Source organism: Plantactinospora mayteni (assembly GCF_016862935.1).
Classification (GTDB): Bacteria; Actinomycetota; Actinomycetes; order Mycobacteriales; family Micromonosporaceae; genus Plantactinospora; species Plantactinospora mayteni.
This window is the reverse complement of the sequence record NZ_BONX01000026.1, coordinates 102082-116819: the sequence shown is the minus strand read 5'-3', so window position 1 is coordinate 116819 and position 14738 is coordinate 102082. Positions and strand designations below refer to the sequence as shown.

17 protein-coding genes are annotated in these 14738 nt (G+C 66.9%); 10 read left to right on the top strand and 7 right to left on the bottom strand.

Annotated elements, in window-relative coordinates:
• Positions 1 to 138 precede the first annotated feature (138 nt).
• The gene (locus Pma05_RS19665) at positions 139 to 636 is read left to right on the top strand and encodes a GNAT family N-acetyltransferase (protein ID WP_203858898.1); all 498 of its coding nucleotides are present in this window, start codon (positions 139 to 141) and stop codon (positions 634 to 636) included.
• Between the two features lie 3 nt (positions 637 to 639).
• On the opposite strand, the gene Pma05_RS19660 is transcribed toward Pma05_RS19665, so the two are convergent.
• Positions 640 to 1188 (bottom strand): M15 family metallopeptidase, encoded by a 549-nt coding sequence (locus Pma05_RS19660; protein ID WP_203858897.1) that lies wholly within the window; start codon positions 1186 to 1188, stop codon positions 640 to 642.
• An 87-nt stretch (positions 1189 to 1275) separates the two neighbouring features.
• On the opposite strand from Pma05_RS19660, the gene Pma05_RS19655 reads away from it, so the two are divergent.
• Both Pma05_RS19655 and Pma05_RS19650 read left to right on the top strand, forming a co-directional pair.
• A complete protein-coding gene (locus Pma05_RS19655) occupies positions 1276 to 1971 on the top strand; it encodes a response regulator transcription factor (protein ID WP_203858896.1) in 696 nt (231 codons plus the stop codon).
• 10 nt (positions 1972 to 1981) lie between these two features.
• On the top strand, positions 1982 to 3055 hold the full coding sequence (locus tag Pma05_RS19650) for a sensor histidine kinase (RefSeq protein ID WP_275414713.1): 1074 nt from the start codon (positions 1982 to 1984) through the stop codon (positions 3053 to 3055).
• Here Pma05_RS19650 and vanX read toward each other — a convergent pair.
• From vanX to vanH, 3 genes are read right to left on the bottom strand one after another with little or no spacing between them, the layout of a single operon-like run.
• On the bottom strand, positions 3048 to 3722 hold the full coding sequence (gene vanX / locus Pma05_RS19645; protein ID WP_203858894.1) for a D-Ala-D-Ala dipeptidase VanX: 675 nt from the start codon (positions 3720 to 3722) through the stop codon (positions 3048 to 3050). The two genes, Pma05_RS19650 and vanX, sit on opposite strands and share 8 nt — an antisense overlap.
• On the bottom strand, positions 3719 to 4759 hold the full coding sequence (vanA-Sc, locus tag Pma05_RS19640) for a D-alanine--(R)-lactate ligase VanA-Sc (protein WP_203858893.1): 1041 nt from the start codon (positions 4757 to 4759) through the stop codon (positions 3719 to 3721). Before vanA-Sc ends, vanX begins: the two co-directional genes overlap by 4 nt.
• Entirely contained in the window at positions 4752 to 5711 is a 960-nt protein-coding gene (vanH, locus tag Pma05_RS19635; protein ID WP_239312718.1) for a D-lactate dehydrogenase VanH, read from the bottom strand. Before vanH ends, vanA-Sc begins: the two co-directional genes overlap by 8 nt.
• 445 nt (positions 5712 to 6156) lie before the next feature.
• Between vanH and Pma05_RS19630 the strand changes: the two genes are divergently transcribed.
• Positions 6157 to 6300: a hypothetical protein gene (locus Pma05_RS19630; protein WP_203858891.1), complete on the top strand. Its 144-nt coding sequence runs from the start codon at positions 6157 to 6159 to the stop codon at positions 6298 to 6300.
• Positions 6301 to 6387: 87 nt separating this feature from the next.
• Here the strand turns inward: Pma05_RS19630 and Pma05_RS19625 are convergent, their stop codons facing one another.
• Positions 6388 to 7512 (bottom strand): AfsR/SARP family transcriptional regulator, encoded by a 1125-nt coding sequence (locus tag Pma05_RS19625; protein WP_203858890.1) that lies wholly within the window; start codon positions 7510 to 7512, stop codon positions 6388 to 6390.
• Positions 7513 to 7926: 414 nt separating this feature from the next.
• Here Pma05_RS19625 and Pma05_RS19620 point away from each other — a divergent pair, with 414 nt between their 5' ends.
• The 6 genes from Pma05_RS19620 (at position 7927) to Pma05_RS19595 (ending at position 12409) form a co-directional block, all read left to right on the top strand.
• Positions 7927 to 8175, top strand: a complete 249-nt coding sequence (locus Pma05_RS19620; RefSeq protein ID WP_203858889.1) for a hypothetical protein — start codon at positions 7927 to 7929, stop codon at positions 8173 to 8175.
• A gap of 152 nt (positions 8176 to 8327) precedes the next feature.
• A complete protein-coding gene (locus tag Pma05_RS19615; RefSeq protein ID WP_372441508.1) occupies positions 8328 to 9722 on the top strand; it encodes a cellulase family glycosylhydrolase in 1395 nt (464 codons plus the stop codon).
• Positions 9723 to 9754: 32 nt separating this feature from the next.
• Entirely contained in the window at positions 9755 to 10153 is a 399-nt protein-coding gene (locus Pma05_RS19610) for a hypothetical protein (protein ID WP_203858887.1), read from the top strand.
• Positions 10154 to 10403: 250 nt separating this feature from the next.
• Positions 10404 to 11435 carry a WXG100 family type VII secretion target gene (locus Pma05_RS19605; protein WP_203858886.1) on the top strand — a complete coding sequence of 344 codons (1032 nt, stop codon included), beginning with the start codon at positions 10404 to 10406 and terminating at the stop codon, positions 11433 to 11435.
• Positions 11432 to 11809, top strand: coding sequence for a hypothetical protein (locus Pma05_RS19600; protein WP_203858885.1), 378 nt, complete (start codon positions 11432 to 11434; stop codon positions 11807 to 11809). Before Pma05_RS19605 ends, Pma05_RS19600 begins: the two co-directional genes overlap by 4 nt.
• 120 nt (positions 11810 to 11929) lie before the next feature.
• Positions 11930 to 12409: an OsmC family protein gene (locus Pma05_RS19595; RefSeq protein WP_203858884.1), complete on the top strand. Its 480-nt coding sequence runs from the start codon at positions 11930 to 11932 to the stop codon at positions 12407 to 12409.
• Between the two features lie 238 nt (positions 12410 to 12647).
• On the opposite strand, the gene Pma05_RS19590 is transcribed toward Pma05_RS19595, so the two are convergent.
• Together Pma05_RS19590 and Pma05_RS19585 are read right to left on the bottom strand one after the other, a co-directional pair.
• Positions 12648 to 13586, bottom strand: a complete 939-nt coding sequence (locus Pma05_RS19590) for a DUF6282 family protein (protein WP_203858883.1) — start codon at positions 13584 to 13586, stop codon at positions 12648 to 12650.
• Between the two features lie 36 nt (positions 13587 to 13622).
• Positions 13623 to 14486, bottom strand: coding sequence for a GntR family transcriptional regulator (locus Pma05_RS19585; protein ID WP_203858882.1), 864 nt, complete (start codon positions 14484 to 14486; stop codon positions 13623 to 13625).
• Between the last annotated feature and the right edge of the window lie 252 nt (positions 14487 to 14738).

The following is a 14738-nucleotide window of genomic DNA, read 5'->3' as shown; positions in this document are numbered from 1 at the left end:
CAGCACGGATCGGCGCGGGCATGCTGTCGAGAGCGGTTCGACCGCCGATGCCGGTGCGGGTGGTGGGGGAGGAGGTGTTGCCAGCGCGTATGTCGTTTTCGGTATGTCGACGATATGCACCGCCTCGTAGGTTGAGGCATGCGGATACGACCAGCGCAGAGCGCCGACGCCGAAGCCATCAACGAGTTGCTCGACCAGTTGGGCTATCCCCAGGATGGTCAGGCAACGACGGCGGCCCGGATCCGGTGCTGGGTCGACGATCCGGCCAGCGCGGCCTACGTGGCCGACGCCCAGGGCGACCTCTACGGCGTCATCGCCGTCCATATCTGTCCGTTCTTCGAACGCGACGCCGCCTGGGGCCGAATCGTGGCCCTGGTCGTCTCGGACCGAGTACGCGGACGAGGTGTCGGCTCTCGACTTGTCGCCGCCGCTGAATCCTTCGCGGCCAGCCATGGATGCCTCCGGATGGAAGTCACCAGCGCAGACCGACGGCCAGACGCGCACAAGTTCTACCAGCGCCGCGGATACGTCCACCAAGCAGGAAAATCGTCCCGCTTCCTACGTGACCTATCCGCTTCCAATGGCAATCATGATCAAATTTTGTCAGAGAGTTGCCTCAAGTCCCCGGGCCGCTGACGGCTACCGCTGCATCCTCGGATCGTGCGTGGGGTCGGCGTACATCGGCGGGCAGCCGTGATCGATGGCTTCGGGGCGCAGTTCGTAGTGCCACGGTTCGTTGCGGTAGATCTGGCAGAGCCCGTACCGGGCGCCGTGCGTGGACAGCCACGCGGTGGCATCGGAGTGCCCGATGTCGATCGCGCGCCCCGACACATGCGGAGACGTGTCGGGGGTGGCGACCCATCGGGCGGCTTCCTTTTCCGAGCCGTACTTCGAGATCGCCGCACGGAGTAGTTGTTCCTGGTACTCCGGTGAGCGCCAGCCACCGTTGACGTAGAACTCGACCTCGTCGTCCACGGCATCGGTCGCGGCTCGACGCAGGGCATCGAGCAGATCGGAATCGAGATTTGCCACGGCCGGAATTCCGTCATCGAAGACCGTCACGCCCTGGGGGACGGCGCCATCTGCCTCGCCAAGTGCACCGAGGCGGTCAGATGCGGCAGAGGGGGACGAGGACGCCAGCGATCGGGTGCGGCGGGCTGCTGTTCGTGCTGGTTCGGGGTGGGTCATGCCTTCAGCCAAGGCAGCGTGGTGTTGTCAGCACGTATGTGGTTTTCGGTATGCCGACGATATGCTACGGCTCGTAGCATCGAGGGTATGCGTGTGTTGGTCGTCGAGGACGAGCCCTACATGGCAGAGGCCATCCGTGATGGGTTGCGCCTGGAAGCGATCGCGGCCGATATCGCCGGTGACGGTGACACCGCTCTGGGGCTGTTGAGCGTCAACGTCTACGATATCGCCGTCCTCGACCGCGACATTCCCGGGCCCTCCGGTGACGAGATCGCCGAACGCATCGTCGCCTCCGGCAGCGGCATGCCGATCCTGATGCTTACCGCTGCCGACCGGCTCGACGACAAGGTCTCCGGGTTCGAACTCGGCGCCGACGACTATCTCACGAAGCCGTTCGAGCTCCGGGAACTCGTGCTCCGGCTCAGAGCGCTCGACCGCAGGCGCGCGCACAACCGGCCGCCGGTGCGGGAGATCGCAGGTCTGCGGGTGGATCCGTTCCGCCGCGAGGTCTACCGCGACGGTCGCTACGTCGCGCTGACCAGGAAGCAGTTCGCCGTACTCGAGGTCCTCGTCGCCGCCGAAGGCGGTGTCGTCAGCGCCGAAGAACTCCTGGAGCGGGCGTGGGATGAGAACGCCGACCCGTTCACCAATGCCGTTCGCATTACTGTCTCGGCACTGCGCAAACGGCTTGGCGAACCCTGGATCATCGCCACCGTGGCCGGCGTCGGCTACCGCATCGACACGGCACCCGGCACCGGACGTGCGGGAGGGGACCGTGGATAGAGAACCTGGGGTGAGCGTTCGCCTCAAACTCACCCTCAGCTACGCGGGGTTCCTCATGCTCGCCGGAGCCGTGCTGCTCGCCGCGGTGTGGGTGTTCCTGTTGCGTTACGTACCCGAGACGATCTACACCCCTCGTGGGATTCAAACCCTCCAGGCCGACCTGGTGCGCGCCTTCGCCCCGGCGGCAGTCGCAGTACTGGCGTTCCTGCTGATGTTCGGCCTTGTGGGAGGATGGATCCTCGCCGGCGCCATGCTCGCGCCCCTGACTCGCATCACACATGCCACCCGGCTGGCCGCGAACGGATCACTCTCGCACCGGATCATGTTGGAAGGCCGCGAAGATGAATTCCGCGAACTCGCCGACGCGTTCGACACCATGCTGACACGGCTCGAAGCACACGTCGCCGAACAGCAGAGATTTGCCGCCAACGCCTCCCATGAACTGCGCACCCCGCTGGCCATCACGCAGACACTTCTCGACGTGGCCCGCAACGACCTGAACCGCGATACCGGCGAACTTGTCGACCGCCTCCACTTCGTCAACACCCGAGCGATCGAACTCACCGAGGCACTGCTGCTGCTCAGCCGCGCCGACCAACGGTCCTTCACCCGGGATCACGTCGACCTGTCCCTCATAGCGGAAGAGGCCACCGAAACGCTTCTCCCGCTCGCCGAGAAACGCGGCCTCACCGTCGAGATCTCCGGCGACGTCGCCCCCACCATCGGCTCCCACGCGCTCCTGCTTCAGATGACCACGAACCTCGTGCACAACGCGATCGTCCACAACCTGGCTGAACAGGGCACGGTGTGGGTCACGACCAGCGTCCACCCCAGGACTGTGATGCTGACTGTCGAGAACACCGGCGAGGCGCTCTCCCGACAGGTGGTTTCCACGATTGTCGAGCCGTTTCAGCGCGGCACTGGACGGATACGCGACGGCCACGCAGGTGTCGGCCTCGGCCTGGCAATCGTCAAGAGCATCACCCAGGCACACGACGGAACCCTCACCCTCACTCCCCGTCTCGCTGGCGGTCTCCGCGTCACGGTGCAACTACCCGCCGCGCCACCGCCCACTGTTAGGTGAATTGCCGCTTGGCTGCTGTCAGTAGTACTCTCGACCCTTTGCTGGTTTCTTTGGTCGGCTCAACTATGGGAAAGTCGAAATAGATGTCCGGATAGGGCTCGTCTTTCAGTGTGTAATGCCACCACTCGCAATCGTACGAGCTGAAACCGCACGCCTCCATGATGGAGCGGAGGTATTGACGGTTTCTCGCTTCGGCTTGCGTGATTCCTTCTGCCCCATGATGTGAGATCGGATCCATCAAGTCGTGGTCGCCGCCCATCGGAGCACGTTCACCGGTAGCCAGGTGATACAGCGTCAAGTCAACCGTACTGCCCCGGCTGTGGCCCGACCTGGCGGCCACATATCCTTTCTCGAACATCTCGGCTCTGTCGATGTCCGGATAGTGTCGTAGTTTCGTCCGGCCATCCTCCGGCTGGCCTGACCAGCGCAGAAAGCAGTCCACGGCGCGCTGAGGGCGGTAACCGTCCCAGAGGAGCAGGCCGAAGCCAAGGGATTCGGCCTGCTCTCTCGCGCTTTCCAGGGCGGCACACAGAGCCCTCGTGCCGACAATTCGATTGGCCAGATATCCGTCCACTGGCTTGCCGGTGAAGTTGTCCCAGGTGGCGTACTTGGCATCCCAACGTATGCCGGACACGAACTCGTCCACGAAGACGAAGTCATCTTTCACTGGATTTTTCCTGTCAATGCCAACGACACCATCCGGTCGATCACCTCGGCAAGCGGGAAGCCGGCGGCTGCCATCATTCTCGGGTAACGACTGTAGGAGGTCATTCCAGGCAGGGTGTTGACCTCGTTGAGGACCACCCTTCCATCTTCCTTGAGAAACATGTCCACCCGCGACAGTCCCCGGCATCCCAGCGCGCGATATATGGCCTTCGCTGTCTCCTGGACGAGTGAGCGTGACTCTGCCGAAATGTCGGCGGGAACGATTGCTGTCGAGTTTTCGGAGCCGCTTTCCGGCTCATTCTCCTGATGGATCCGGAAGAAGCCGTGAGACAGAGAGATTCGATCCACCTCGCCCGCAATCAGATCCATATCGTTCCCCAATATGGCACATCCGATCTCGCTGCCGACGACAGCCTCCTCGATCAACACCTTCGAGTCATACTGTCTTGCGGTTTCCACCGCACTCGGCAGCTCTTCCTTCCGGGACACCTTGCTGACGCCGAAAGACGAACCCGAACGGGCCGGCTTCACAAAGACCGGATAAGTGAGCTGGTCGGGGTCGATGTTCTCGTCCGCCGTGACGGTCCAGAAATTTGGCGTGACGATCCCCGCGCTTCTGGCGACGAGGTAGGCAAGGGATTTGTCCATACACAGAGCAGAGCTCTGGATGTCGCAGCCCACGTAGGGGATGCCGGAGAGTTCCAACAAACCCTGCATCGCACCGTCCTCGCCGAGTTTGCCGTGCAGAACGGGCAACACCAGGTCCAGACTGATCGTTTCGTATCGTCCCTGCTCCAGGACAAGCAATCCGTGTACGCTTCTGTCCGGTGAGAGCACAGCCGGACGGCAGCTTCCGTTTTCCCAATTCGCGTCAGGCCCGTCACAGAGCTTCCAGGCACCGCTGGTGGTAATCCCGATGTAGAACGGTTCGTACTTCTCGGTGTCCAGGTTTCTCGCGACCTCTCGCGCGGATTTGACGGAGACGGGGTGTTCTTCGGAGCAGCCCCCGAATATGATAGCGATCTTCAACCTATCCATGCTGACCCCCGTTTTCAAATTTCAGGCAATTGATGATGGAGTTTTCAACAGTGTCGCTCAGGGCGTGGTCCGTGTAGTAGGCGGTGTGTGGACTGATAAGCACATTCGGTAGCTTCTGTAGCCGCAGCAGCGATTCGCTTTCGATGGGCTTGTTTCGGTAGTCGGCGTAGAATATTCCTTCCTCTCCTTCGAGGACGTCCAGAGCCGCACCACCCAACCTGCCGTCTTCCAGTGCCGGAACAAGCGCCTCGGTGTCGAGGAGTGCACCGCGGCCGGTATTGATAACGAACGCGCCGTGCTTCATCTGCTCGATACGTTCGCGATTTAGGAGGTGGCGTGTGTCCGCGTTGAGTGGTGTGTGGAGCGTTACGATGTCGCTCAGCTTCAGCAATTCGTCGAGCGGAACGTAGTCGGCAGCGATCTTGGGGTGGTTGTCATAGGCTAATACCCGGCAGCCGAAACCCCGCAGCCTGTCCATGACTGCGGCGCCGATGCGCCCCGTTCCAACTACTCCGAGGGTCAGATCGCGTAGTTCTTTGCCGCGTACGTCATTCAACCTGTAATCATGAACGTCCGCACGGCGGATGATGGTTTTCGCATTTCGCACCGCCATCAGCATCAGCATCAGTGTGTAGTCGGCCACGCTGTCGGGTGAGTAGGCGACATTTTCGACGGAAATGCCGACGCTCTCCGCGTACTTCACGTCGATGTGATCGTATCCGATGCTTCTTGTCGAGACATAAGTCACGCCGACCTGGCTGAGTGCAAGAAGAGTGGAGTTTGTGATGTGGGCTTTATGACCGACGCTCACGTACCGGTTTCCGAATGCCAGTTCGATGTTGGCTTCAGATGCCGCTGCCTCCGTGATGGTGGGCATTACGCCAAAGCGAGGCGCCATCTCTCGGAACAAAACGGCCTCGTCCTGCCCGCATCCATAGATCGTGATCCCCATTGTCGGGACGGCCGAGGAGGACGAGGACGCCAGCGACCGGGTGCGGCGGGCCGCTGTACGTGCTGGTTCGCTGTAGGTCATGCCTCCAGTCAACGCAGCGTGGTGTTGCCAGCACGTATGTGGTTTTCGATAGGCCGACGATATGCTACCGCTAGGTAACAAGCGGGAGCATGCCTGTCTGTCGAGGACACAACGGTCGGGTCGGCGACGAACTGGGCGAGAAGGTCTTTCCTTCGGGTCGTTCTCCCGGTGCTATCTGGTGCCGATGTCGACCAGGTGGTAATCCCCGGCGGCGCCGCGCGGATACCACTGGGCGCCGTGACTGCCGACCACGTCCCAGTCGTCGACCGGCTGCCCGGCCGGGTCGACGAGTTCTGCGGCGTCCAGCCGCTCGTATGCCTGCTACCACAAGACCTGCGACACCATCGCCAATGTCAACAACACCGTGCTCGACCAGCTCTCCGACGCTGCCGCGCACAGCATCATGACCCTCGCCCTCACCCAGAGCTTCCCGTCCGGGTCCGACCGGTCCCGGTCCGCCGGACGGGTGGCCCTCGACCGGTCCACGTCACCCCTCCTCTACGGCTGACGGGACCGCAACCACAGGTGGCGCGGGCACCGGTGTGCCCGCGCCACCTCGTGCCTCCAGTCCGTCGTGGCCGCGGCTGGCGGTCGCTCAGGCGTCTGGGCGTGCCAGCTTGCGGCGCAGCTCCTCGGCGTCGGGGTGGCCGAGTTCGACGAAGATGCTCAACGCGGTCTGCCATGCGGTGCGGGCCGCGTCGGTGTCGGCCTCCGCCTGGTAGGCGTCGCCGAGGTGGGCCAGGCATTCGGCTTCCTTGTAGCGGTCGCCGAGGTCCCGGAACAGCCGGACGGCGTGGCGGTGACAGGTGACCGCCTGCCGGTGGTCGCCCAGGCGGCGGTGCGCGTATCCGAGGCTGTCCCAGGTGGCCGCCATGCCCTGCCGGTCGTCGACTTCGGTCAGCGACAGCTCAGCCGCCCGCCCGACGAAGGAGGGCAGGTCTGCCGGTAGTTGACGCGGTACCGGCTGCGCGTTCGGGGAGAGCCCCTTGGTCCGGGGACCCCCGACCAGCGCGGCAGCGTACAGGCGTTGCAGTTCCGGGCCGGGGTCGACGCCGAGTTCGGTGGCGAGGTGCCGGCGGGCGGTGTGGAACGCGTTCAGCGCGTCGGACCGCCGTCCGGACCGGTGCAGGGCCGTCATCAGTTGAACCCAGAACGACTCGCGCAGCGGGTACTGAGCGGTCAGCGTGAACAACTCGCCGATCAGGTTCTCGTGCCGGTCTCGGTGCAGCTCCACCTCGAAGCGCCGATCCATGGCTCGCAGCCACTGTTCGCGGAGGCGCGGCACGACCTCGCGCTGGAGCAGTTCCGACGGCAGTCCGGCCAGCGGCTCGCCGCGCCACATGGCCAACGCGTCAGCCAGCACCGCCGCCTCCGCGTCCAGGTCACGTTCCTCGGCCATCCGCGCGGCCCGATCCAGGTGTTCCCGGAACCGCCAGACGTCCACCTGATCCGGGCGTACGTCGAGCTGATAGCCGCCGACCGAGGTGCGTATCGTGCCACCCGCTTCAGGGTCGCCGAAGATCTGACGCAGCCGAGTCACGTAGAGTTGGACCGCCCTGCGCGGGTGATCCGGCTGGGCCTTTCCCCAGATCGCGTCCGCGAGGTATTCCACCAGCAGCGGGCGCCCCACCTGTAGGAGCATGGCCGCCAGCAGTATCCGGTGTTTCGGTGCGCGGATCTCCAGCAGACGATCCCCGGCTTGGACCTCGAATGGGCCCAACAGGCGGAACTCTAGCTGTGTCCCCTGCACAGGTGCCCCTTTCAACCGTTTCGGGGGGCGACTGTATAGGTCGTCAACTTCTGATCTGCTTCATCGGACGACCGCGTACCTCAGGTGCTCGTGGTGGGCGGTGGGCGGCACCGCCACCGCCCACCACGAGCACCTGAGACCACGGACGTCGCGCTCTGCGTGGCAGGTCACCATCCGGCGGCCCCGGTGAACCGGCGCCAGAGCACCTGGAACCGGCTCATGGATGTCGATTATCCAATCCGCCGTTTCGTCCGCCCGGCCCAGGTGAGTGGCACATCCGCATGAAAAAATCCCTTCTTCGGTACGGGATAAGCTGGTCCAGCGGTTGACCAACGGCGTTGTCGGCACCGGGCGCGGACAGCACGGGCTGGACGTCCGGCCGGTGTGCGACGGGTCCCGAGACGGCTCGACGAGGCACTGGCCACCTTTGAACGCTCCGTTGCGCTGGCACCCGACGTGGACTCGATCGGCAACATCTTCCAGTTGCTGGAGGTTCACGGCGTACCGGAGCCGTTCGTCGACTTCTACACCCGGCTGCGTACGGCGATCGGCGACCCCGGCTTCACCCGCACGGCGAGCGCCGACGTCCCCGTCCCCGACCCCGACCCTGTCCTGAGCCCGACCCTGTCCTGAGATCGTCCCGAGGCTGCCGCATGGTCGCGCCGAGAGTCGGTGACGGTCGTGTTGCGGGAACACTTAGTTGTCCTTATAGTTCGACAACAATTGATGGCTTGCCGGTACTCGCGCCGGCCGGGCCCCGCGACGACCGGACCGGAGGCACCCCCGTGAGGCGTATCCGCAGAGCACTGCTGCTGGTCGGGCTCGTCACGGCGGTCGCGGCGGTACCGGTGGCGGTGGTCGCCCAGGCGGCGGCGACCCCGACCGCCTCGTTCGCCAAGGTCTCCGAGTGGGGGTCGGGCTGGGAGGGCCGCTACACCATCACCAACGGCGGCAGCACCGCGATCACCTCCTGGCGGGTGGAGTTCGACCTCCCGGCCGGGACGACCGTCGGTTCCTACTGGAACGCCACGCTGGCCAGCAGCGGCCAGCGGCACACCTTCGGCAACCTCTCCTGGAACGGCCGGATCGCCCCCGGTGCCTCGGTGACCTTCGGGTTCATCGGCGCGGGTCCCGGCGCCCCGAACGGTTGCCAGCTCAACGGCCAGCCCTGCGGCGGCGGCACCGCGCCCACCCCGACCCCGACGGTCAGCCCGACCGGCGTGCCGCCGACGGTGCCGCCGGGCGGGTCGACCCCGGTGGCGGCGAACGGGCAGCTCCGGGTCTGTGGCCGGCAGCTCTGCAACGCCGCCGGCAAGGCGATCCAGTTGCGCGGGATGAGCACGCACGGTCTCCAGTGGTACGCCAACTGCGCCACCCCGGCCTCGCTGGACGTACTCGCCCGGGAGTGGCAGGCCGACGTACTCCGGATCTCGATGTACGTCCAGGAGGGCGGTTACGAGACCGACCCGCGGCGCTTCACCGACCTGGTGCACAACTACATCGAGCTGGCCACCGCCCGGGGCATGTACGCCATCGTGGACTGGCACATGCTCAGCCCCGGTGACCCGAACTACAACCTGGAGCGGGCGCGTACCTTCTTCGCGGAGATCGCCGACCGGCACCGGGCGAAGAACAACGTGATCTACGAGATCGCGAACGAGCCGAACGGGGTGGCCTGGAGCGCCATCAAGAGCTACGCCGACCAGGTCATCCCGGTGATCCGTACCCGGGACGCCGACGCGGTGGTGCTGGTCGGCACCCCGGACTGGTCGTCGCTGGGCGCCTCCGGCAGCGGCGGCGGCGCGGACGTGATCGCCGCCAACCCGGTGAGCGCCGGCAACGTCATGTACGTCTTCCACTTCTACGCCGCCTCGCACGACGACTACTACCTCGACACGGTGACCCGGGCGGCGGACCGGCTGCCGCTCTTCGTCACCGAGTTCGGTACCCAGGACTACTCCGGGGACGGCCCCAACAACTTCACGATGGCCCAGCGCTACCTCGACCTCTTCGCCAGTCGGAAGATCAGTTGGGTGAACTGGAACTTCTCCGACGACTTCCGCTCCGGCGCGGTCTTCACCACCGGCACCTGCGCGGCCGGCGCGTTCGGCGGTACCTCCCGGCTGAAGGAGGCGGGCGTCTGGATCCGGGACCGGATCCGTACCCCGGACGACTTCTGACGCCGTCGCCCCGCGTCGACTACTGTGGCGGTGTGTCCGAGCAGAGACATGAGCCGACCGAGGCGGACGGCCCGCTGTTCCGGGCGGCGTACGAGCGGGCGGGTGAGATCGACGACGCGCCGGACTCCGGCGGGCGCCGCCGGGGGTGGGGCGGCTTCCTTCGGGCCGCCGCGCTCGCGCTGGCCGAGGGATTTCTCCGGGAGACCTTCGTCTGGGGCGCGGTCCTCTTCTCTCTGCTGGCCGCCGTGTTCGGGGCGACCGGCGGGGACGTCGCCTGGATGGTCCCGATGATCGGGTCCGGGGTCGCCGGTGTCGTGCTGGTGTTCTGGTCGATCGCCCGGCGCTGGTCGTTCGGCCGCCAGTGGCTCGTCCTGCTGGGCGTCGTCGCCGTCCAGATCGTCCTGGTCGTGACATTCTGGCGGACCCACTGACGTCTGCCGTTCTGGCGGACCCACTTCCGTCTGCCGTTCTGCCGGACCAGAAACCGATGCGCGCTCCGACCGACCTCTCCCCGGAAGGCTGACGCACACTGACGTCTGCCGTTCTGGCGGACCACTGACGCCTGGCGGCGAGGTCCGGCGACGAGTTGTAGCACGGCGGAGCCGATGGCACAATCCTCGATGGCCAATCCCGGGATGGATGATGCCCGGGGGCGGATAGGTGAAATCGGGGAGGTCTGTCGTGACGGCTGTCTCAGTTGAACTTGCCGACCTGCGGGGCTGGGCCCAGCAGGTGGGGCGGGTGTCCACGGACATGGGCTCGGCCCGGGAGTACGCCACCGGGCAGATCGCCGACGCCGACTTCGGCCGGATCCTGGAACTCATCACCGGCCCGTACGCCGGCCTGATCCCGACGTTCCACAATGTGCTCTCCGAGGACAACCTCCGGCTCGGCAAGACCCGGGACGGGCTCAACTCCTCCGCCACCGCATACCGGGAGGCCGACGAACGGTCGAGCGGCCGGCTGACCAAGCTGGCCGGTGGGCAGACCGGCCTCATCACCGACGACGGCGAGGCCGCCGGGTTCAACGATCCCGGTTCGCCGGCCGGTGCGCTGGTCGCACCGGGAAGCGGTGGCGCCGGCATGCCGGACCTGCCGGAGGTCTCCTTCGGCTTCGTCTTCGACAAGGTCTGCGACCTCGTGGTCTGGGTCGGCGGTCCGGACCCGCGCGAGAAGGTCACCCGCTGGCTCGCCGGTGATATCGACAAGGCCGCCCGGCACGTCGAGGCGTGGCGGGCGGTAGCCCAGTGCCTCGATCTCGCCCAGGCGAACCTGGCCTCGGGGCGGCAGGCGATCACCAAGACCTGGAGCGGGGACGCGGCCAACGCGGCGACCGCCCACGTGGACCGGTGGAGTTCCAGCCTGACCGAGCAGGCGGGTGCGATGCGGAAGATGGGCGACCATCTCTGGGACATGATCGACCACGCGGTGAAGATGGCCCAGGTGGTGGTCGACATCATCAGGACCCTGGTCAGTCTCGTCAGCGCGGCGCTGTCGAACGCCGCGATCCCCGGCTACGGGCAGTGGAAGCTGATCAACACGGTCAAGGAGGGGATCACGATGGTCTGGAGCGCCATCAAGGTCGTCCAGGTCTTCCTGAACGCGCTGACCATGCTGATCGACACCATCCGGCTCTGCGTCGACTACTTCAGCATCGCGAAGCTGCCGCCCGCCCCGGTGACCGGTCCGGTCCCGGCGATGGGCGCGGTATGACCTCGCCCGACTTCGACTACATCGAGCAGCGGATGCGGGCCGCCACGGCCGCGCTGAACGAGGCGATGGAGTCCGCGCTTCAGGAGATGCTCCGGTTCCAACGGGCGAACCGGCCGACCGAGGAGGAACACCGGGCCTTCCAGGAGGCCGCGCTCCGCGGTGATCTCGGCGATGACATGCGTACCCTGGCCCGGCTGGTGGAGGCCGGCGAGGACGACTGGGACCGGATCTACTCCGGCGAGTCGCCCAACGCCGGGTTGCTGCGTGGGCATCTCGACCGGATGGTCGAGGAACACCGCGACGAGATCGTCCGGGCGATCGAGGAAGACGACGACTTCGACCCAACGAACCCAGAACCCCGCCCCAACAGGTAGTAGCCCGACTGTGTGGTCTGTTACTACCCCTGGAGGGGTAGTAACAGACCACAATCGTCTGGTCGATACTCGCGGCAGCGAGCCTCGACGCTCGCTGCCGCGAGCCGAGGGGGAGAGCCGGTGCCGAGGAAGCACGACTACGCGTTGAATGTCACCTGGACCGGAGCCGGCCAGGCCGGCACGGTCAACTACCGCGACTACGGCCGGGACCACCGGGTCACCGCCGACGGCCCGGCACCGCTGCTCGGCTCCGCCGACCCGACGTTCCGGGGCGACCCGGCCCGGTGGAACCCGGAACAACTGCTGGTCGCCGCGCTGGCCCAGTGCCACATGCTGTCGTACCTCAGCCTCTGCGCCCGGGGTCGGGTGGTGGTCACCGGGTACGTCGACGAGGCGGTCGGCACGATGGCCGAGAGCGGGGACGGTGGCGGCGCGTTCACCGAGGTCGTACTCCGGCCCCGGGTGACCGTGGCCGCGCCGGAGATGGTGGAGCGGGCGACCGAGCTGCACGAGCAGGCGCATCGGCTCTGCTTCATCGCCAGCTCGGTCAACTTCCCGGTACGCCATGAACCGCTCGTCGAGGTCGCACCCGCCACCTGAACCCCGCCCGCGCCCCGGCCCGCCCTGCCCCCGCCGGCCCGCCCTACCCCCGCCTGACCGGCCGGCACCAGCGTCGCGCGGACGTGGCCGTCTTCCGGGCCGACGCGCACGGCCGGCACCGGCCCGACCGGAGTGCGGTCGGCCGATGCCGGAGCCAGGACCAGGACCGGGACCAGGACCGGGGCCAGGACCGGGGACGGGGCCAGGACCGGGGCCAGGTCGATGCCGGGGCCAGGGGTCAGGCCGGCACGCGGTCTGCGGCGACCACCGCCAGCCGGCGTGAGTTCTCCACAGCCATCGTCTGGACGTCCCGCTCGGAGAAGCCGGCCTCCAGTAGCCGGTCGGCGAAGAGCGCGAGCCCGTCCTCGACCGGCGGGTTGAACGGCTGCCCGAGGTCGCTGGAGAGTACCGAGTGCGCGACCCCGACCGCCCGGATGTTGCCGAACAGGTCCGGCCAGGAGACCTTTCCGGTGTACGGCGTGGTGAAGCAGCGCTCCAGCAGGGCACCCGCCTCGGCGAGTTCCCGCTGTTGGGCGACGGGCAGCCGCTGCGAGGTGAACTCGGGGTGGGTGACGACGATCCGGCGTACTCCCTCCTCGGTGGCGGCCCGGACGACGGCCAGTACCTCGACGCCGTCCAGGTGTCCGGTGGCGAGTACCAGGTCGTGTCGGGCGATGACCCGGAGTACCTGGCGGACCCGTTCCAACACCCGTCCGTCGGGGTCGACCACCTCGACGACGTCCGGGACGATGCCCTGGGCGTGCAGGTCCGCCTGGAGTGCTCCCCACAGTGCCGGCTTGGCTCCGGGCAAATCAGTGGCGCTGCTGCGGCGTTGGTTGCCGGAGTCGACGGTGGGCATCCAGACGACCCGGGCTCCCTGTCGACCGGCGATCTCGACCGCGGCCGGGTTCATCCCACCCATCGAGCCGTTCAGGGTGACCGCGCCGAGCACGTCCACCTCGGGACGTACCTTGCGGACCACCATCGCCCGCTCGGCGGTCGTCACGTAGTGGGACTTGAGTACGAAGCCGGCGAGCCCGACCTCGGCGAACCGGCCGGCCAGGTCGAGGTCGTCGATCCGCCGCTCCATCACGTCGGGCGCGACGTGCACATGGGTGTCGTACGCCCCGGCGACCAGGGCACGGGCGCGGGCGGACGGGACGGGGTGCTCGGACATGACACTCCTTGGAGGGGTGGGCGGACCGTACGCCGGTCAGCCCTGACGGGTGGAATCGGGCCGGCCGCCCCGGCGACGGATCGCCGTGGCGGTGTTGGCCAGAGTGGACTCGACGTGTCCGAGGTGTTGCCGCATCGCCGCCTCGGCCGCGTCCGGATCCCGGGCCGCGATGGCCTCGACGATCGCGGTGTGCTCCTCGAACGACCGGCCCGGCCGACCGGGCACCAGGATGGTGCGGTACTGGAACCGGACGAGCTGGGCCCGTAGTCCGGTGATGAGCCGGGCCGCGGTCTCGTGCCGGGCCGCCGCGATGATCGCCGCGTGCAGCTTGGCGTTCCCCTCCGAGTAGCCGAGCAGGTCGTCCTGCTCCAGTTTCCGGGCCATCCGGGCGAGCGCCCGGCGGATCGCGGCGATCTCCCGGGCGGTGGCGTTGTGCGCCGCCTGACGCGCGGTGAGCGCCTCCAGTACGGCCCGCACCTGGAGGATCTCGACCGCCTCCTCCTCGCTGACCAGCCGGACGTGTGCGCCCCGGTTCGGGGTGAGCACGACGAGTCCGTCCTGACCGAGTCGGACAAGTACGGTGCGGACGACCGCCCGGCTGACCTGTAGCCGGGTCGCCAGCTCGATCTCGATCAGCCGCTCGTTGGGCATCAGCTCGCCCCGGTAGATCTCCTGCCGGAGCTGGTCGTACGCCTCCTCGGCGGACCGGGTCGCGATGCGCCGGCCGACGGTCGGTGGCTCCGAAGCAGTCGGTGGCTCCGAAGCGGTCGGTGGCTCCGAAGTGGTGGGTGGGTCGCCGTGGTCGGCCGGCGGTGGCGGTTCGTCGGCCGACGGTTGCTGCCGGACGATCCGGGGACGACCTCGGTCGGCTGTCGGTGGCCGCTGCGTGGAATCGGTCATGATCCGGTCACCCGAGCGCTTCGGGCCCGGTCGATCCGGGCGGAAATCTGTCCGACGTCCATCGTCGGTCAACATTTGGGCGATTTCGGGGGCAGCCGCGACGGAATCGAACGGTACGGTGAGACTGGTACGTCGGGTCCGCGGAGTCCACCGTGTCGACGGGGATATGCACGCGTCGGACCTTAGCCGGAGTGCGCCCGCCAACCGGGCAGTACGCCGGCATGGCGCGACCGGTGTCGGTCGGATCGGCCG